Annotated in this window: 18 protein-coding genes and 1 tRNA gene; 12 read left to right on the forward strand and 7 right to left on the reverse strand. The window is 69.6% G+C overall.

The features are described 5' to 3' along the window. Nucleotides 1-60: 60 nt before the first annotated feature. The 8 genes from CLT68_RS15160 to CLT68_RS15195 all read left to right on the forward strand — a co-directional run bounded on the left by CLT68_RS15160 (nt 61) and on the right by CLT68_RS15195 (nt 9,398). Nucleotides 61-1,686 carry an ABC transporter substrate-binding protein gene (locus tag CLT68_RS15160; protein ID WP_099851630.1) on the forward strand — a complete coding sequence of 542 codons (1,626 nt, stop codon included), beginning with the start codon at nt 61-63 and terminating at the stop codon, nt 1,684-1,686. 102 nt (nt 1,687-1,788) lie between these two features. After that, nucleotides 1,789-2,745 (forward strand): ABC transporter permease, encoded by a 957-nt coding sequence (locus tag CLT68_RS15165; protein WP_088946961.1) that lies wholly within the window; start codon nt 1,789-1,791, stop codon nt 2,743-2,745. Beyond that, the gene (locus CLT68_RS15170; RefSeq protein ID WP_099851632.1) at nt 2,745-4,703 is read left to right on the forward strand and encodes a dipeptide/oligopeptide/nickel ABC transporter permease/ATP-binding protein; all 1,959 of its coding nucleotides are present in this window, start codon (nt 2,745-2,747) and stop codon (nt 4,701-4,703) included. Before CLT68_RS15165 ends, CLT68_RS15170 begins: the two co-directional genes overlap by 1 nt. Further along, nucleotides 4,700-5,773 carry an oligopeptide/dipeptide ABC transporter ATP-binding protein gene (locus tag CLT68_RS15175; protein ID WP_088946963.1) on the forward strand — a complete coding sequence of 358 codons (1,074 nt, stop codon included), beginning with the start codon at nt 4,700-4,702 and terminating at the stop codon, nt 5,771-5,773. Before CLT68_RS15170 ends, CLT68_RS15175 begins: the two co-directional genes overlap by 4 nt. After that, entirely contained in the window at nt 5,770-6,708 is a 939-nt protein-coding gene (locus CLT68_RS15180) for a dihydrodipicolinate synthase family protein (protein ID WP_099851634.1), read from the forward strand. Before CLT68_RS15175 ends, CLT68_RS15180 begins: the two co-directional genes overlap by 4 nt. An 11-nt stretch (nt 6,709-6,719) precedes the next feature. Further along, nucleotides 6,720-7,658 (forward strand): ROK family protein, encoded by a 939-nt coding sequence (locus CLT68_RS15185; RefSeq protein ID WP_486482177.1) that lies wholly within the window; start codon nt 6,720-6,722, stop codon nt 7,656-7,658. Further along, nucleotides 7,655-8,335: an N-acetylmannosamine-6-phosphate 2-epimerase gene (locus CLT68_RS15190; RefSeq protein WP_099851636.1), complete on the forward strand. Its 681-nt coding sequence runs from the start codon at nt 7,655-7,657 to the stop codon at nt 8,333-8,335. Before CLT68_RS15185 ends, CLT68_RS15190 begins: the two co-directional genes overlap by 4 nt. Before the next feature lie 97 nt (nt 8,336-8,432). Continuing rightward, complete coding sequence (locus tag CLT68_RS15195) at nt 8,433-9,398, forward strand: alpha/beta fold hydrolase (protein WP_099851638.1); 966 nt, start codon at nt 8,433-8,435, stop codon at nt 9,396-9,398. Between the two features lie 84 nt (nt 9,399-9,482). Here the strand turns inward: CLT68_RS15195 and CLT68_RS15200 are convergent, their stop codons facing one another. Together CLT68_RS15200 and CLT68_RS15205 are read right to left on the reverse strand one after the other, a co-directional pair. Next, entirely contained in the window at nt 9,483-9,938 is a 456-nt protein-coding gene (locus tag CLT68_RS15200; RefSeq protein WP_030333674.1) for an RrF2 family transcriptional regulator, read from the reverse strand. Nucleotides 9,939-9,945: 7 nt separating this feature from the next. Continuing rightward, nucleotides 9,946-10,926 carry a helix-turn-helix domain-containing protein gene (locus CLT68_RS15205; protein WP_099851640.1) on the reverse strand — a complete coding sequence of 327 codons (981 nt, stop codon included), beginning with the start codon at nt 10,924-10,926 and terminating at the stop codon, nt 9,946-9,948. A 204-nt stretch (nt 10,927-11,130) separates the two neighbouring features. Between CLT68_RS15205 and CLT68_RS15210 the strand changes: the two genes are divergently transcribed. Then, nucleotides 11,131-11,907 carry a glucose 1-dehydrogenase gene (locus tag CLT68_RS15210; RefSeq protein WP_099857187.1) on the forward strand — a complete coding sequence of 259 codons (777 nt, stop codon included), beginning with the start codon at nt 11,131-11,133 and terminating at the stop codon, nt 11,905-11,907. Nucleotides 11,908-12,025: 118 nt separating this feature from the next. Here CLT68_RS15210 and CLT68_RS15215 read toward each other — a convergent pair whose 3' ends face one another. Further along, nucleotides 12,026-12,457: an SsgA family sporulation/cell division regulator gene (locus CLT68_RS15215; RefSeq protein ID WP_007457244.1), complete on the reverse strand. Its 432-nt coding sequence runs from the start codon at nt 12,455-12,457 to the stop codon at nt 12,026-12,028. Between the two features lie 273 nt (nt 12,458-12,730). On the opposite strand from CLT68_RS15215, the gene CLT68_RS15220 reads away from it, so the two are divergent. Together CLT68_RS15220 and CLT68_RS15225 are read left to right on the forward strand one after the other, a co-directional pair. Further along, complete coding sequence (locus tag CLT68_RS15220; protein WP_486482178.1) at nt 12,731-13,348, forward strand: TIGR02611 family protein; 618 nt, start codon at nt 12,731-12,733, stop codon at nt 13,346-13,348. 50 nt (nt 13,349-13,398) lie between these two features. Continuing rightward, nucleotides 13,399-13,470 (forward strand) — tRNA-Val (locus CLT68_RS15225). Between the two features lie 230 nt (nt 13,471-13,700). Here the strand turns inward: CLT68_RS15225 and CLT68_RS15230 are convergent. The 4 genes from CLT68_RS15230 to CLT68_RS15240 form a co-directional block, all read right to left on the reverse strand. Beyond that, nucleotides 13,701-14,498 carry an aminoglycoside phosphotransferase gene (locus CLT68_RS15230; protein ID WP_099851641.1) on the reverse strand — a complete coding sequence of 266 codons (798 nt, stop codon included), beginning with the start codon at nt 14,496-14,498 and terminating at the stop codon, nt 13,701-13,703. A gap of 730 nt (nt 14,499-15,228) precedes the next feature. Further along, entirely contained in the window at nt 15,229-16,155 is a 927-nt protein-coding gene (locus CLT68_RS15235) for a tetratricopeptide repeat protein (protein ID WP_199177052.1), read from the reverse strand. Then, nucleotides 16,119-16,421: a hypothetical protein gene (locus CLT68_RS33780; protein WP_486482179.1), complete on the reverse strand. Its 303-nt coding sequence runs from the start codon at nt 16,419-16,421 to the stop codon at nt 16,119-16,121. The genes CLT68_RS15235 and CLT68_RS33780 overlap by 37 nt, the downstream gene beginning before the upstream one ends. Before the next feature lie 350 nt (nt 16,422-16,771). After that, nucleotides 16,772-17,869, reverse strand: coding sequence for a hypothetical protein (locus CLT68_RS15240; protein ID WP_099851643.1), 1,098 nt, complete (start codon nt 17,867-17,869; stop codon nt 16,772-16,774). 432 nt (nt 17,870-18,301) lie between these two features. On the opposite strand from CLT68_RS15240, the gene CLT68_RS32835 reads away from it, so the two are divergent. After that, the gene (locus CLT68_RS32835) at nt 18,302-18,616 is read left to right on the forward strand and encodes a DUF4279 domain-containing protein (protein ID WP_486482434.1); all 315 of its coding nucleotides are present in this window, start codon (nt 18,302-18,304) and stop codon (nt 18,614-18,616) included. Nucleotides 18,617-18,678: the final 62 nt, after the last annotated feature.

The following is an 18,678-nucleotide window of genomic DNA, read 5'->3' on the forward strand; positions in this document are numbered from 1 at the left end:
CTTCGAATCCCTCAGCGCGAGCGTCACGCGAGCGCATGAAGAGCCTATGGAGGCAGCTACGTGAGCACCACCGTTAAGCCATCGGGGAGTTGGCGCGTCCCCCCGCGTCGGCTCCGCTCGCTGGCCGTCGCGTCCACTGCGGCAACGCTCGCTCTCGGCCTGGTCGCGTGCAGCGGCGGGCCGGCTTCGACCAACGCCGTCGAGGGGGGCGGGGGGAAGACCTCCATCGAGACCACCCTGGCGTTCACCCTCTCCAGCGGGTTCGACCCGGGTAACGCCTCGTCAGCGGTGGCGACCGCGGTCAACCAGCACATTTTCGAGGGTCTGATCGATCTAGACCCAGTCACGCGGGAACCCTACCGTGCTCTCGCGAAGGAAGACCCGGTGGCCAGCGCCGACGGGCTCACCTACACGGTGGCGGTGCGTGACGGCGCGAAGTTCTCCGACGGCAGCCCGGTCACCGCCGAGGACGTCGCCTGGTCCTTCACCCGGGTCCTCAAGCCGGCGGACCCCAAGGCCCCGCCGCTGATGCAGGGCTTCGTGTCGTTCATCGACTCGGTGACCGCCAAGGACGCGACGACCGCCGAGTTCAAGCTGAAGTACCCGTTCGCCCTGTTCTCCGAGCGGATCTCGGTCATCAAGATCCTGCCGAAGGCGAAGACCGCGGACGCGGACGCGTCGAAGGCCTTCGACACGGCACCGATCGGCTCCGGCCCCTTCAAGATGGACAGCGCGTCCAAGGAGTCGGGTATCAAGCTCAGCAAGAACCCGAACTACAGCGGGCCCCGTCCGGCCAAGGTCGAGACGATGACCTGGAACACCACCTCCGAGGCCTCCGCGCGGGTGTCGGACCTGCAGGGCGGCCGGGTCCAGGCCATCGAGTCGGTGCCGTACCTGAACGTCGACTCGCTCAAGGACAAGTACACGGTCGACGTGAAGCAGGCCTTCAACCAGGTCTTCCTCATGTTCAACTCGTCTGCGGCGCCGTTCAACGACAAGCGGGTGCGCCAGGCTCTGCACTACGCGATCAACAAGGACGAGGTCATCAAGACCGCGCTCAACGGTTACGGCACCGCGGCGACGAGCTACCTGGACGAGGGCAACAAGGACTACCAGAAGGCCGCCACCGTCTACGACTACAACCTGGAAAAGGCCAAGAGCCTGCTCCAGGAGGCCGGCGTCTCGAACCTGAAGTTCCAGCTCGACACCACGGACAACTCCGCCGTGAAGGATGTCGCCCCGCTGGTCATCGAGCAGTGGAAGAAGATCGGCGTCACCGCCACCCTCAACACCGTGCCGTCCTCGGCCATCTACGGTGACATCGTTCCGAAGGACACCTTCCGGGTCCTGATGGCCACCGGAGACCCCAGCGTCTTCGGCGTCGACACCGACCTGCTGATGCGCTGGTTCTACTACGGCGAGACCTGGCCGGGTCTGCGCTACCGGTGGAACGCCACCGACCGCAAGGCCATGGCCGACCTGCTCGACAAGGCCGCGCAGACCTCCGACGAGGCGGCCCGCAAGGCCCTGTGGAAGCAGGCTCTGGACAAGGTGGCCGACGAGGTCCCCCTGTACCCGATCCTGCACACCAAGGTCGTCACCGCGTACGACCCCGCGAAGCTCAGCGACTTCTCGGGCGCGGCGACCACAGGCCTGTACTTCCTGGGCAGCAGCCGAAAGGGCTGAGCCCGCTTCGGGGGCCCGGACCCCGGCCCCTAGCGTCCCGCCCAGCCCTGTCCCTTGGGCTGGGCGGGACGTCCCGGCGGCCCTCGACGAAAGAAAGACACCATGCTGAGCGTTCTGAGCCTGGTCACGCGACGACTCCTGACCCTGATACCCCTGGTGCTGGGCATCACGATCTTCGTCTTCGTGATCATGCAGTTCTCCCCGATCGATCCCGCGTTGTCCGTCCTCGGCGACCAGGCAACCGCCGCACAGGTGGCCGCATTCAAGGCCGCCAACGGCCTCGACGACCCGCTGCCCCTGCGGTACCTGCACTTCCTGGGCGACCTGCTCCGGGGCGATCTGGGCATGACCTTCCCGCCGTCCGTCCCGGTCGCCGACAAGATCGCCACCGCGCTGCCGCTGACGATCCAGCTGACCGCCCTGGGCATCGTCGGCGCGCTGATCATCGCGTTGGCCCTCGGCATCCCCGCGGCGCTGTACCGCGATCGCTGGCCCGACCAGGTCATCCGGTTCGTCTCGATGGCCGGTATCGCCATGCCGTCGTTCTGGCTGGCCCTCCTGCTCATCCAGGAGTTCTCGGTCCGCCGCCCCGTCTTCCCGACCGGCGGGTACGTCAACCCCGGTGACTCGTTCTCGCTCTGGCTCCAGTCGCTCGCCATGCCGGCGCTCGCTCTCGCCGTCCCGGTCGGCTGCTCACTGGCCAGAATCGTGCGGACGTCAATGGTCGAGGAACTCGACAAGGACTACGTGCGCACCGCCATCGGCGCCGGCCTGCCGCCCCGCGTGGTGGTCGGCCGCAACGTGCTGCGCAACGCGCTCGTCAACCCGCTCACCGTGCTGGGCCTGCGGATCGGCTACCTGCTGGGCGGCACTGTCGTCATCGAGGCCATCTTCTCGCTGCCCGGCATGGGCACCCAGATCATGAGCGCGGTGCAGCAGAACGACACCGCCCTCGCGCAGGGAACCGTGCTGACGATCGCCATCTGCTTCGTCGTCGTGAACCTGGTGGTCGACATCCTCTACCTCTTCGCCAACCCTCGACTGCGCGGAGCCCACTGATGCGTCGAACACTCACCGCCCGGCTGTCGGCTCCCGGCATCGCCTTCAAACGGCTCAGCATCACGGCCCGGATCGCACTGAGCTTCGTCCTGCTCATCGTCGTGGTGGGCATCTTCGCGCCGCTGCTCCTGCGGCACGACCCCGCGCAGGCCGGGCTCGGTGCCGCGCTGACCGGCCCGAACGGCGACTACTGGTTCGGTCTGGACAAGCTCGGACGCGACGTGTTCTCACGGCTGGTCGCCGGCACCCGACGCTCGTTGATCGTGGGCTTCGGCAGCGCCGGCATCGCCCTGGTGGTCGGCGCGATTCTGGGCGCGCTGGCGGGAACCAGCCGGCCCGCGATCGATGAGGTGGTGATGCGGTGCCTCGACGTCGTCATGGCATTCCCCGCCATCGTGCTCTCCGCCCTGCTGATCATCTCGTTCGGCAAGAACAGCCTCGTGGTCCTCGTGGTCGCGATCGGGTTCGTCTTCGTGCCCTCGATCGCGCGCATCGTGCGCGCCAACGTGCTCTCGCAGTACCGGGAGGACTACGTCGCGGCCGAACGGATCATCGGCGCCCGACGACCGCACATCCTCTGGCGGCACATCCTGCGCAACTGCGCCGCCCCGATCCTCGTCTTCGTCACCGTCATGGTGGCCGACGCGATCGTGTTCGAGGCGTCCCTCTCCTTCATCGGTGGCGGGCTCGCGCCCCAGGAGGCGGCCTCCTCGTGGGGTTCGGTGATCGCCTTCGGCAAGGAGATGGTGCAGATCGGTGGCTGGTGGGCCACGTTCTTCCCCGGCCTGCTGATCCTGCTGACCGTGCTCGCCCTCAACGTGCTCTCCGAGGGGATGTCCGACGCCTGGGCCGCCCCCGCGGCGCGGCGTGCCACCGCGACGAAGGTCGGCGACGCGCAGGAGGAGGCGCAGCCCGGCTCCGGTGAGGTGGTGCAGCTGCCCGGCCTGGCCGAGGCGGCGCAGCGGCTACGCGAGCGGGCCCGTCCGCTCCCGGAGGGTGAGCCCGTCCTGGAGGTCCGGAACCTGTCGATCGGGTTCGAGGGGCGCCACCGGGGCGTCGACATCGTCGACGACCTGACCTTCGACGTCCGCCCCGGCGAGGTGATGGGCCTGGTGGGAGAGTCCGGCTCGGGCAAGTCCCTGACCTCGCTCGCCGTGATGGGCCTGCTGCCGCAGGGAGCCCGGGTCCGAGGCGAGGTCCGCTTCGCGGGCACCGACCTGCTGACGATGAGCACCAAACGACGTCGTGCCCTGATGGGCCGCGAGATCGCGATGGTCTACCAGGACGCCCTCTCGGCGTTGAACCCCTCACTGCGCGTCGGCCCCCAGCTCGCCCAGATGATCAGCCGAGGCGGCACCCGGTCGGCCGAGGAGCTGATGGACCTGGTGGGCCTGGACGCACGGCGCACCCTGTCCGCGTACCCGCATGAGCTGTCCGGCGGGCAGCGGCAGCGCGTGGTGATCGCCATGGCGCTGTCCCGGGACCCGCGCCTGATCATCGCCGACGAGCCGACCACCGCGCTCGACGTCACGGTCCAGGCGCAGGTCATGGAGCTGCTGCTGCGGCTGCGCGGCCAGCTGGGCTTCGCGTTGATCCTGGTCAGCCACGACCTGGCGCTGGTCAGCGACGTCGCGGACCGCGTCGTGGTGATGTACGGCGGGCAGATCATCGAGAGCGGCGTCACCGCCGACGTGGTCGGTGCGCCGGCACACCACTACGCCCGGGGTCTTCTCGGCTCCGTCCTCTCCCTTGAGGCCGGTGCGGAACGGCTCACCCAGATCCGTGGTGTGGTGCCGTCGCCCGCCGACTTCCCGGCGGGATGCCGGTTCGCTGATCGCTGCCCCATGGCGACCGAGGTCTGCCGGACGGAGACGCCCCGCCTGGAGGGCGACTCCAACCACCGGTACGCCTGTCACCACCCGGCCGTCACCGTCAGGGAAGAGGAGCTGGCCCGATGAGTGCGACATCCCCGCGCGACTCGATCGTCGAGCTACGCGACGTGCACGTGGTTCACCGCACCCGCGGTGGCGGCCTGTTCGGCCGCGAGCGGGTGTACGCCCTCACCGGCGCGGACCTGACCGTGCGTACCGGCGAGACCATCGGGGTCGTCGGTGAGTCCGGCTGCGGCAAGTCCACGATGGCCAAGGTGCTGGTGGGCCTCCAGCGGCCGACGAGCGGCACTGTCGCCTTCGCCGGCAAGGAAGTCTGGTCGATGAACGCGTCGGAACGACGGCAGCACATCGGTGCCGGCGTCGGCATGATCTTCCAGGATCCGGCCACGTCGCTGAACCGGCGTATGCCGGTCCGCGACATCCTGCGCGATCCGCTCGACGTGCACCGTCGTGGCACCCGCAAGCAGCGTGAGGAGCGGGTCAACGAGCTGATGGCCCTGGTGGGGCTGCCCCGGTCGGTCGCCGACGTCCTGCCGAGCCAGCTCTCCGGTGGTCAACGCCAGCGGGTGTCCATCGCGCGTGCCCTCGCCCTGGAACCGGGCCTGGTCATCGCCGACGAGCCCACCAGCGCCCTCGACGTGTCGGTGCGGGCGCAGATCCTCAACCTGCTCCTGGACCTCAAGGAGCGGCTGAACCTGGCCATGGTCTTCGTCTCGCACGACATCCAGACGGTCAAGCGGATCAGTGACCGCGTGGTCACCATGTACCTCGGCCGGATCGTGGAGCAGACACCCGCCGCCGGGCTTCCCGAGGTCGCGCAGCACCCGTACACGCGGGCGCTCTTCTCGGCCACGCCGGGTCTGCTCTCGCCCCTGGATCCCATCCCGCTCGTCGGCCCCGTCCCGCTCGCCACGAAGCCGCCGACCGGATGCCCGTTCCGCACCCGGTGCTGGAAGGCGACCGACGGCTGCGCCATCGAGATGCCGCCGGTCCGGTCGGGCGACGGCGGCGCCGGCTCCCACGAGTTCCGGTGTTACCACCCCGTACCCGCTGGATCCAGCAACACGGAGCTGGTCGAGCTCGCCAGAGCAGCGACCGGCCGCACCACCCCCCTACATCTCGAGGAGACAGCGTGACCACCCCTGCCCCGCGGTTCGCCGGAGTCGTGCCGCCGGTCGTCACCCCATTGACCGAGGAGGGTGCGGTCGACGTCGCCTCCCTGGAGCGGCTCATCGAGCGGATGCTCAGCGCAGGCGTCGACGGCATCTTCGCCCTCGGCAGCTCCGGCGAGACCGTCTTCCTCACCGACAGCCAGCGGGACCAGGCTCTCGAGGTCGTCGTGAAGACCGTCGCGGGCGCCGTACCGGTCATCGCCGGCTGCATCGAGCCGACCACGCGCCGGGTCCTCGACCGGGCCGACGCGTCGACGCGCCTGGGCGTCGACGGCCTGGTGGCCACGGCACCCTTCTACGCCATCGTCGGCCCGTACGAGGTCGAGCGTCACTTCCGGTCGCTCGCCGCGTCGGTCGAGCTTCCCCTGCTGGCGTACGACATTCCCGTCTGCGTGCACACCAAGCTCTCCCCGGGTCTGCTGAGCCAGCTGGCGGCGGAGGGCGTCCTCGCGGGTGTCAAGGACTCCAGCGGCGACGACGTCGCCTTCCGTCAGCTGGTGCTGGCGATCACGGAACGCGCGCCGGACGCCGGGTTCAGCCTGTTGACCGGGCACGAGGTGGTGGTCGACGCGATGATGCTCGCGGGCGCCTCCGGCTCGGTTCCCGGCCTGGCCAACGTGGACCCGGCGGGCTACGTGCGACTGCACCGGGCTTGCGTGAACGGCGACTGGGACACCGCCCGCGTGGAGCAGGACCGACTGACCCGGTTGTTCCGGATCGTCGACGCGGCCGACCCGGCGACGGCGGCGGGGGCGACCCGGGGCGTGGGCGCGTTCAAGACCGCCCTGGCCCTGCTCGGCGTCATCGACAGCAACACCGTGTCGCTGCCGATGCGGCCGCTCGACGCCGACGAAGCGGCGCGGGTTCGTGCCCAGCTGGAACTGGCGGGGCTGCTCTAGCCATGTCCAAGGTGCGCAAGCCCCCGGTCGTCGACGAGGCGGTAGCCGCGCTCGACATCGGGGGCACCAAGACGGCTGCCGCCCTCGTCACGAGGCAGGGCGAGGTCGTCCACCGGGCCACGGCCCCCACCCCTGGTCGGGCCGGGGCGACCGCCATCCTCGACACCGCGGCCGATCTCGTCGATCGGTTGCGGGCGAGGGCGACGGGGACACGCGTCCGTGCCGTCGGAGTCGGTAGTGCCGGAGTGATCGACCATCGGACGGGCCTGGTGCTCTCGGCCACCGACGCCCTGGCCGGTTGGGCCGGCACGGATCTGCGACGACGACTGCGCGAGCTGCTGGACCTGCCCGTCGCGGTGATCAACGACGTGCACGCGCACGCCCTCGGCGAGACGCGCCACGGGGTGGCCGCCGGCCACCAGACGACGCTCTTTCTCGCGGTCGGCACCGGCATCGGTGCCTCGTTCGTCGTCGACGGCACCGTGCTGGCCGGCGCCCACTCCGCGGCCGGGCACGCCGGCCACCAGCCGTCGCCGTACGCCGGGCAGTTGCCCTGCACCTGCGGCGGGCAGGGACACCTGGAGGCGATCGCGTCCGGGCCCGGCCTCGCCCAGGAGTACGCGCGGCGTACCGGCCCACCGGTCGACGACCTGCGTTCGGTGGCCGCGCGCGCAGCGGACGGCGACGCGACGGCCCGGGAGGTGGTCCTGCTGGGCGGGGCTGCCGTGGGCTCGGCTGTCGGCGGACTGGTCAACATGCTCGATCCCGCTGCCGTCGTCATCGGCGGGGGAGTCGCCGGCCTCGGTGACCTCTGGTGGCAGGCACTTCGGGACGCCGTGCGGCGGGAGACGTTGCCCAGCCTGGTCGGCGTGCCCGTGCTGGCCTCGACCCTCGGATCGGACGCCCCACTGCTCGGCGCCGCGTCACTCGCCTGGGAGGGCACCGAATGAACAAGCTGATCGCGCATCTCCGCCACCGCCTCGTCGTCTCCTGCCAGGCGTACCCCGGTGAGCCGATGCGCACCCCGGACACGATGCGCCGGGTCGCCCTCGCCGCAGCCAAGGGCGGTGCCGCCGGCATCCGCGCCCAGGGTGTGGCGGATATCGCGGCCATCCGGGAGGCCGTCGACCTCCCGCTCATCGGGCTGTGGAAGGACGGCGACGACGACGTCTTCATCACCCCCACGCTGGAGCACGCGCTGGCCGTGGCACGGGCGGGCGCGCACGTCGTCGCGCTCGACGGCACCGCACGGCCCCGGCCCGACGGCCGAACCCTCGCTGACACCATCGCCGCCGTCCACGAACTGACCGGGGCTCTGGTGATGGCCGACTGCTCCACCCTCGACGAGGGCATCGCGGCCGCGGCGGCGGGAGCCGACCTGGTCGGCACCACCCTTTCCGGTTACACCGCATACACCACCAAGCAGCCCGGCCCCGACCTGGACCTGGTCAGCCGGCTCTCCACCGCGATCGACGTGCCGGTGGTCGCGGAGGGCCGGATCCACACCCCGGCCCAGGCGGCGCAGGCGCTGCGGGCCGGGGCGTGGACGGTGGTGGTGGGCACCGCGATCACCCACCCCAGCACCATCACCGGCTGGTTCGCGTCGGCGATGGCGAACGCCCGGTAGCGCTCGGAGCACGAGCCGACGTACCGCGGTCCCGCGTCGCGGGCGACGGTCGGCACCCACGGACAACTGACAATCCTGCTGTCACGGAGGCCAAGCTGTGGCTTTGAGCGATCTCACCCTCGCCGAATGCTGGGCGTACCGACCCGATCTGGCTGTTCCGGAGGACCTGGACGCCTTCTGGGAGCGGACGCTGCGCGTCGACGAACCGGCGGAGGCGACGTACGAGCCCGTCGACACCGGTCTCACCCAGATCCGCACCTGGTCGGTCACCGTCGCCGGCTACGGCGGCGAGCCGGTGCACGGCTGGCTGCACCTGCCGACGAATGCCGCCGGGCCGTTGCCCTGCGTGGTCGAGTATCTCGGGTACGGCCGTGGTCGTGGCCTGCCGCACGAGAAACTGTTCTGGGCCTCGGCGGGCTTCGCGCACCTCATCATGGACACCCGGGGTCAGGGCTGGAGTGCCGCGCCCGGCGACACCGCCGACCCGCACCGCTATCCGGCGGGCACCGTTCCCGGTTTCCTCACCCGGGGGGTCACCAGCCCGGAGGACTTCTACTACCGCAGGCTGATCACCGACGCGGTCCGGTTCGCCCAGGCTGCCCGGGAGCATCCCGCCGTCGACCCCGACCGGGTCGTTGTCACCGGCATCAGCCAGGGTGGCGGTCTCTCGCTGGCGGTGGCCGCGCTGTTCCCGGAGGTGGCGGCCGCCATGCCCGACGTGCCCTTCCTGTGTGACTTCCCGCGCGCCGTCCAGGTCGCCGGTCAGGGTCCCTACGGCGAGGTCGCCGAATATCTCGCGCTTCACCGGGGTCAGAGCAGCCAGGTTTTCCGTACGTTGTCGTACGTCGACGCCGCCGTGCTCGCACCCGGCGCGACAGCGCCCGCGCTGTTCTCCATCGCGATGATGGACCAGATCTGCCCGCCCTCGACCTGCTTCGCCGCCTACCACCGCTACGGCGGTGACAAGGAGGTGCGCGTGTACGAGTTCAACGACCACGAAGGCGGCGAGGCGCACCACCAGCTCGAACAGCTCGCCTGGCTGCACAAGCTCTTCGGCCGCTGAGGTGCTGAGGCCTTGAGGTGCTGAGGCCTTGAGGCGCTGAGGCCTTGAGGCGCCGAGGCCTTGAGGACAGGGCCGCGCCCGGCGTCAGCGCGGCTCCCAGGCGTCGGGCAACGCGGTGAGCTTGCGGACGTGGGCGGGCAGCCGACCGCTGACGATCTCGGCGAGGCTCACCTCGTCGACGACCCGCCGCACGGCGGCGCGCACCGCCACCCACAGGCCGGGCAGGTTCTCCGCCGAACCCTCGTACCGGGTCTCCTCGGGGCGCAGCCCGCGTACGCCGGCGAGCGGGCCCTCGACGGCCCGCAGCACCGCGCCGACGGTCACCTCGCGCGGCGGTCGGGCCAGCGTGTAGCCGCCTTCGGCGCCGCGCTGGGCGCGCACGATGCCGGCCCGGCGCAGATCCGCCAGGACCGCCTCCAGGAACTTGCGGGGCATGTCCTGCTCGGCGGCGATGGCCTGGGTGGACAGCAGCGAAGGGTACGCGGTGGCGAGGCTCAGCGCTGCCCGTACCGCGTAGTCGCCGCGCGCGGAGATCTGCACAGTGTCATCATGCCCGCCCGGTGCCGTTGGCCGGTGTGGTGGGCGACCCGGGTCGCGTGGCGTGAGAACCGTTGGCCGATCCGCCGACGCGGAAACCGCCGCCGTTGGCGCCCGTCGGCTCGGCCGGCGGCCGGGGCCGGATCACCCGGGCGGCCGGTTGGTCGCGCGCGGCCCGGAACGCGCCGGGGCTGACGCCGACCTCCCGGGTGAAGAAGCGACCGAAGTTCGTGGGCTCGGAGAAGCCGAGGTGCCGGCCGATCTGGGCGATCGGCTGGTCGGTCGCGGCGAGGAGTCGGCCGGCCTGCAACGCGACCCGCTGGTCGATGACCTGCTTGGCGCTGCGACCGGTGACGGCCAGGCAGGCCCGGGTCAGGGTCCGCACCGAGCAGCGGAGCTCGGCCGCGTAATCCTCCACCCGCCGGGTGTGCGCGTAGCTGTGCTCCACCTCCCGGCAGAACCGGTGGAACGTCTCGTCCTCGGGGCGGGGCGTCGACCGGTCGGCACTGCCCAGGGCCAGCCGCAGCAGCAGTACGGCCAGTTGGTGGCGGAGCAGCGCGCGGGCGGCGACGGTGTCGGGGTGCCGCTGGCAGTCCACCACCAGTTGGCTCACCTCGGTGATCACCGCGTCCTCGTCCTCGCCGGCCAACTGCCGCCAGGTCACCGGTGTGTCCAGGTCGACGTCGAAGCCGCGCAGTGCCTCCGGGTCCCAGGCGACCACTGTCGCGTCGAACTGCGGACCGGAGCAGCGCAGCACCTGGCCGGCGCGGACCCGCAGCAGCGTGCCAGGCCGACAGGGCAACCGGTGGAAATCGGGTTCGGCGTCGCCGTGCCCACGCGTGGTGAGGATCAGCAGCTCCCGCTCGACGATCACGGGCCGACGCCAGCGCGGGTCAGGGGAGAGGTCGGCCAACGCGAACGTGGCTATCTCGTCGGGGACGGGTGACGCCGTTCCGATCGGTGGCGCGGGGGAGGGACCGGTGGAGACCATCGCCTGCGACGGTAGCCCGAACCGCAGGTCACCGCATCCCGATCGACGCGCGCAGCGAAGTTGCCGCGTCGATGCGGGCTTGTCGCGATCGTCGTGGCCGGGCTACGTTACCCGGCGGTAGCGCCGTCCGGTCCGCGGTCCGCCCGGCGCACCGCCGGCCGCCTACCCGGCCGGCGGCCTCCGCCGACTCGCGATGGGATGGGCATGACGCAGCTGTTCTCGGTCGAAGGTAAGACGGTCCTGGTCACCGGCGGTTCGCGCGGGATCGGTCTGATGATCGCCCAGGGGTTCGTCCGGGCCGGCGCCCATGTGATCATCTCGTCCCGCAAGGCGGACGTCTGTGAGGCGGTCGCCAAGGAACTCTCCGCCGAGGGCCGCTGCGAGGCCATCCCCGCCGACCTGGGAGACGACAGCGGCGCCGAGGCGCTGGCCGCCGCCGTACGCGAGCGCTTCGGTCGCCTCGACGTGCTGGTCAACAACGCCGGCGCCACCTGGGGCGCGCCGCTGGAGGGCTACCCGGAGGCGGCGTTCGACAAGCTCTGGGCGGTCAACGTCAAGGCCGTCTTCCGGCTCACCACCGCGCTGCTGCCGGCGCTACGCGCCGCCGCCAGCGCCGACGACCCGGCCCGCGTGATCAACATCGGGTCGATCGACGGCATCCGAGTGCCGTGGATGGAGGTGTACGCGTACTCGGCCACGAAGGCGGCAGTGCACATGCTCACCCGCAGCCTGGCCCACCAGCTGGCCAGCGAGCAGATCACCGTCAACGCGATCGCGCCCGGCCCGTTCGAGAGCAAGATGATGGCGTTCGCACTCGACGACCCGGAGAGCCGAGCGGCCATCGAGCAGCAGGTGCCGCTGGGCCGCATCGGCCGCCCCGAGGACATGGCCGGCACCGCCATCTACCTGTCGTCGCGCGCCGGCGCATACCTCACCGGCGCGGTCATCCCCGTCGACGGCGGCATCACCACGCACGGCTGAGCACCGGCTGACCCGGGTCGGGCTGCCCGCGTACACCTTCGGGTGTGTGCCGGGGCCGCGCGGACTCGGCAGATCCGCGCGGCCCCGGTGTGGCCGGTGTTGCCCGTTCGGGCGGTGCTCAGCGACCGGCGAGCAGCCGGTTCACCGCCGTGTCGACGTCCAGGTGCTCGGCCTCACGGCCGCGCGGGACGACGACGTACGTCCGTCGAAGGAAACGCACCAGGACGCTGCGCGGCACCTCGAAGAGGGCGTTGCCGTCCGGTGACGAGAGGGCCAGCGCGACGAAGTCACCGCGCGGTGTGGCCCAGGGCCAGACCCGCACATCCCCGATGCCGGCTGGCTCGTCCAGGCCGGTGACCAGCAGTTCGCGGGCAAAGGACCAGCTCACCGCCTCGCCGCCGGCAGATTCGGCGTGGAACAGGACATGGACCGCATACGGGTCAGCAGGGTCGTAACGCAGACTGGCACGCACCGGCAAGGCGGTGGCGTCAGGTGCGACGAGCCTTAGCGACGTCTCGACCTCTACGGTCGTCGGTCGGATGACACTCATGGACGTTCTCCCCCCGGCACCGCTGCGGAACGCGCGTGTCCCGCTTTTCCCATACTCAGGTGCTACTCCTGGCTACGCTCCGCCATACGCTGACTTCACCCAGTGGTGGGAAGGGGGACGGAAAGGCCGCGTGAATACGAGGATTCGCGTAGAATTTCCGGTTCTGCCCAGTGCGTGATCCCGCCCGGCATCGGGTGGTTCAGTCGTCGACTTACTCCGGTAACGTCCAGTCGGCCGTTGCAGTGACGGGCCCGAGCGACACTGGGGGGTGAAATGGTGACGAAGAGATCCTCTATGGATCCATCGGCGGCGCCCGGCCCGCCGAACGTCGCGGTCCGAGCAGCCGAAAAGCGGGGGTACGCAGTGCCGATGGAGCAGCCCGAACGGGCCGGTCGGCCGGCGTCCGGTGCCGATCATCCGAACGGCCGAGGCGCGGACCGGTCAGCTGTTGGCCCCGGTGGTGGCAGCACCGCCGTGCAGGACCCGCCACGCCGCCCCCGCTGGCGGGAGCGGATCACGGTGACCCTCGATCTCATCCGGGCCAACCCCACCGGCCGGATCGCACTCAAGATCTTCATCGCGATCGCCGGGGCGCTCGTGGTGACCATCGGCATCGCTCTCATTCCCCTGCCCGGTCCAGGCTGGCTGCTGGTGATCGCCGGGCTGGGCATCTGGGCCGTCGAATACCACTGGGCGCGCCGGCTGCTCGGCTTCACCCGCCGACACGTCCACGGATGGACACAGTGGGTGACCCGGCAGTCACTGGCGGTGCGAATCGTGCTCGGGTCCGTCGGCCTCGTCTTCGTGGGCGCCGTGGTCTGGCTGTCCCTCAAGTACAGCCTCGGCATCGACGTGGTGGCCGCGGCGATGCACTACCTCGCGACGCACTGACCCCGGATTTCCGGTCCGGTTCCACGATCGGGTAGAGTCAGTGGCGCTGAGGGCGATTAGCTCAGTGGGAGAGCGCTTCGTTCACACCGAAGAGGTCGCTGGTTCGATACCAGCATCGCCCACTCTCAGTTCCTGCAGGTCAGAAGCCCGTTACCGGAGTCGTCGGTAACGGGCTTTGCGGTATGTGCGGCTTACATTGGGAGCAGATTGGGAGCAGCGCGGCTGGTTCTCGGTTCGGGCCGCCATGGACCTGCCCGGCTGAGTGACCTGATTTGCGGTCCCGAGCGGGCCTGCTAGCTGGTTGAGGACTCCTACCGCTACCAGCGCCCACATCACGAGAGGGTGCCCCGGGTCATGGCTCAAGGGCTGACTGATGGCCGTCGGTCCGGTGATCCGCCCACTCGCCGGTCCACATTGCGAGGTCGTGTACCCAGCGCTCGGTTTTCTGCCGGGACTTGGCCGCCCACTTCGTTGCGTTCTTTGACGCGAAGTCGTCCAGGACCTGTCGGTCAGTCGCAGTCCATGCGGGAAGCTGCGCTATCCACTCTTCTGCCTGTTCGGCGCTGTGGCCGCTACCGATCAGCCATGGGACGAGCAACGCGAGTTCGACCCATGCGGCGGCCTTGGTTGCCCACGCCCAGTCCACGATGCGTAGGCCGAGTGGGGTCACGATCAGGTTCGCCGGATTGAGGTCCGAATGGATGAGTGTCCCGCCGTCCATCGCCGGGTGCGCGAACCCGAGCCGGGCTGCCGGGGTGAACCACGTCTCGCCGGGCGCCGGCGTCTCCTGGAGTGCTTTCAGTGCGGCTAGGAGCAAGTTGAGATCCGTGCTGCCGGGAGACAGGACGGGGTGGGGACCGGCAAGATGCTCGGTCCCCACCACCAGCCAGCCATCGGATTCGAAATGCCACAGGACTGCGGGCGGGTGCCGGCCGATGGCCCGGGTTACCGCCAGTTCGTAGCGCAGAGACCGAACACTCAACTCGCCGGAGGCCGCCTTGACGAAGACCTGTCCGGCCGGTCCGGTCACCGTCGAGGCGATCTCAGCGTGGTCGCCACTGGAAGCATCGGCGACGTCAAAGGTTCCGCCGACCCGTTCGGCGATTCCTGCCGTGACAGTCTCCGGCAGAGCAGTCCAATCGCTACGCATCGCACCTCTTCTCTGCTACTTGCCCGGTTGAGGTGGGTTCGGCGGACAGCAGGACTCGGCCTCGCCACCCCAGAATCCGATGTCGGCCTCGTAGCTGGTTTCGTGCAGCCGCAGGTGTGTATGTGATGGCGAAGCGGTCCTGCATGGCCGCGGTCAGGATCGGCCGGTGGTGCACGCAGTGACCCGCGATCTCCTTGCAGGCGGCAGTGTAGGACTCGTTGACCTGGGGGACGGCATGCCAAATAGCTTCGACCGGCTGGGTCTGGACGACCTGGTAGGACTCGTCGGTAGGCGGGAGGAGTCAGATGTCGGCCGTATTCAGGCGACCGGCGTGCGCCTTTAGGCTGATCGATCAAGTCGGCGAGCACGGCCATGACAACTGGCACCTGCACCTGGAGACCGCACGAAGCTGGGCAGCGAGAACCAGCACTGGCGAACCCGCCATTTGAGCCGTACGGGCGGGGATCGTTGCACCCCGCATCATAGAGATGTCGCTGTTCACACAGCTCTACGAGCCCGCAGCCAATCCGCCCTCGGCCCGATGTGCTCGATTCGTCGACCGCCACGACCGCTGGCGCGCTCAGCACGAGTCAACGCACTGATCTGCCGCCGACCGTGCGCGCCAGTCTCCTACGACTCGTCACCGTGCGTGATCCGACGGGCGAAGCAGGCAACCAGGGCCGGCGTTCGAGGCGGCGCCGGGCTCGCGAACATCGAACCGTGAGATGTCCTAGGTCCCGCGAGCGTAGGCGTAGTCGATGAGCGTCCGACGGTAGGGTTCGGGCACCTGCGGCGTTAGTTCGGTGAACGTGTTCAGGTCAGCGACCGATCCCGTCGAGCGGGCACGGTAGGCGGCGGCGGCCGCCCGCATCGTGACGTCGTCCGGCTCGAGTTCCTCGCCGCGAGTGGCCAGCGCAGCGGCCTCGGCGAAGTGGCCTCCCTCGGCGGCCAGATCGGCCAGGTCGAGGTGCAGCGACCAGTTGGCCGGATCCAGCGCCAGGGCGCGCCGGAAGGCCGCGGCCGTCTCGACACGGTTGCCGATGTGGCGCCAGGTGCCCGCGCGGACGACCTCGGTAAACGGGACGCGCCGCACGGCGTCGGCCTGGTCGCACAGGGCGAACGAGGCGTCGGTGCGGCCGCACACGCGCAGCAAGACTGCCATGCGGGCCATCGCGTCAGGGTCCGCATGCCGGTCGCAGACCGCCTCGATCGCCTGGAACCACGGGGCCAGGGACTCGCGGACGGCGTCGGTGTCGAGGTCGCGGTCGTAGTCGTTGATGCGCATTGTGGCCTCGGCGATGGCGGCCGGGGTCACCGCACCGAGGAATCGCTCGTCGCCGAACCACGGTGCGGACGCCCACGGTACGTCCGGCTGGTAGCCGGTGACCGCGCCGAGCGCCATCGCGGCCTCGTCCATGTCGCCGTCGACGAAGGACAGGTAGGCGCGGGCCAGCATCGGTCCGATCGTGTTCGCCGCGGCGACGACGGCCGTGACCTCGGCGGGCAGTTCGCGCCGCAGGTGCTCCAGCGCCGAGTACGGCTCCGGGTCGCGCGGATCGGTGGCGACCGCTCGCGCGATGAAGCTCGTCGCCGCGGCAGGTGAGCCGCCGCAGTGGGCCATCACCTGGGCGAGGGCGAGCGCTCCTGTCGTCGACACGATCGACACTTTAACGCCAGCCGGCAGCGCGGGCGATGAGGTCCGTCCACCGCCAAAGGACGGTGCAGACCCAAGCCAGACGAATGCTGTGCAGGGCGGCTACGGCCAGAAGCCCGGCACTGTCGCGACTGCAGCCGCCGATGATCGGGTTCACTCATTTGCCGCTGACCGAACTCGGCGGCCACCGCCTCAACATCACCGACATGGAGGTACAGAAGTGTGTCGGGTCGGGCATCGTCTCGGTGCTCCGATAGGTAGAGCTGCATCGGCCCGCGTGAGACGCATACGAACAGCGGAAAGCCGGGCTCAAAGCGGTGCTCCCACTGCTTGGGCGAAGCCGAGCCGCGCGTACCAGGTCGCCGAGGCTTCAGCGTCCGCAGTGTGCAGGATGGGCGTGATCTTTTCGTCCATGCAGGCATCCTTGCAGACCGAAAACCGTTCCCCGTCGGGCGAAGATGCGCGCACACTAGCCGCCGGCAGTGCGCGCTGCGAGGGTGTGAGGAATGCGCTCGCCGAGACGTCGGCGGGTACGCGCTCGCCCCAGGGCGGCTGACCGCCGTTCAGGCACCCTTGCAGCAGAACAGCGCGTGCTGGCGCCTGTCGGTCGCCCCCGTCATCACTTCCACACGGTCGCGTGGTTGCCGCCCGGTGTGTTCGTCCACCCGGCCAGCATTCCCCGATTGTTGAGTGCCATCACGGCGGCCGCCGGATCGCCGGTGACCATCCGGCGGTTGCGCAACAGGAAGGCTCGTCGTGGGTCGCCTGCGGTGGTGCCAGCGATCCAGCCTCGTTCGTTGATGCGGGCGCCATACCCGGGAAACTCGGTGCGGACACCCTGATACCAATGGAAGACCCGGGCCGCCCCATCCGCCGAGTTGCTCCACCCGACGACCTGACCATGGTCGTTGATCGCGAGTGCCCCGCTGATGCCGGACGGCGTGCCAAGGTCGATCATCCGGCCACGCTGCCAGAGGAATGCGTGCTGGACGCCGTCCGCCGTGGTGCTCGTCCCAACGATCTGCCCGCGTTCGTTGATGTCGGCTGGCACCGTCTCGTTTCCGCCGAGGGTTCCCAGGTCGGTCAGAGTGCCCCGCTGCCACAGGAAGGCCCGTTGTCCGTTGGACGAGTAGTGCACGCCGATCACCTGGCTGTGGTTGTTGATGCCGGTGGCGCTGCGGTCGCCGACGCCTCCCAGATCGGTCAGGACGCCGCGCCGCCAAAGGAAGGCGCGGGTCAGGCCACCACGGATGAACGTCTGATTGTCACCGACGACTTCGCCCTTGTCGTTCACCGCCAACGCGGTGCCCGTACCTCGTTCGTCGAGCGTGCCCAAGTCCCGCGGCCGGCCCTGCCGCCACAGGCACGGGCGTGCCGCGTGGACCGCGGACTGACAGAATCCGACGACCTCGCCGCGCTCGTTGACGTCCTGCGGAAGGCTGCCGTTGCCGCCGGGGAGCGGACGCAGCACCGTGTGTTTCCCGGCCTGCCAGAGGAATCCGAGCGGCGGTTGGATCTCTCCGTTGACCGTGTTCGTCGCGGTGACGATCACTTCACCGTGGCTGTTGATGTCCGACGCAGAACTCGACATCCATCCCGCCGGGTGGATGTTGACCGCTGTCGGCCTCCTCGGCCCGGATGCCCACGCCGGCGCCGCCGTCAGCAGCGGAAACGCAATGAGCAGCGCGCAAACTAGCCGTCCGATCAGACGGGACATGGGTTCTCCCAACCACACCGCAGGAATGACTGAGGGTCCGGGGCCGATTCACCATTTCACCCGTACTCCGGCCAAGGCAAGACAGAGGGGGCATGCAACCAGTATCTGATAGACGACCCCGTCCACCTGGCGTGGCTAACCAGGATTCGGTTTCGGTTGACCACCGAATCCTTTGCCTTGCGAAGCACCAAGATCACGTTCACTGATCTGCCGCTGAAAGGCGCGGTGATCGTGACTAGCCGGGTGACGATCGGGACGGACGCCAGCGGACAAGCAGGGACCTTCATGGACGGTTTCAGCAGATCAAGACCGGTGGAACGGCAGGTCAGCGACCCGTGTTGGTTGCCTGGGGGTCAAGGGGTCGGCGTCGGCCGACGACGTTGGGGCACGGTTGCCGGGCCACGACCGAGCACACTGAGATGCATGAGGACCATGGCGACGTTCCGCCTTCGTGGTGGCGGGGAGCGTACCGCTGCGCATGTGACGCAACTCCTGGGCATCCAACCGAGCGACGTGTTCGAGGCGGGCACACCGGTCGGCTCCCGAAGTGCGACTCGGCATGAGGAGTGCGGCTGGTTGCTCAGCAGTGCGGAGAGGCCCGAGAGCGACGTCGAGCTTGCCGAGCAGTTGGGGAGCTTGCTCGACATTTTGGAGCCGGTGGCGGAAAGTTGCCGGGTGGTCTATGGCTGGACGTCTACGGGGACGACGAGGGTGATGAGGGCGACGGCTGACCATGCACGCCTGTGACGCGAACACCCACCCGGTGGTGAGTGACGAAATGAGTGACAACCAAGGCATGCAGTCACGGA

The sequence above is a fragment of the Micromonospora sp. CNZ299 genome (assembly GCF_002754415.1).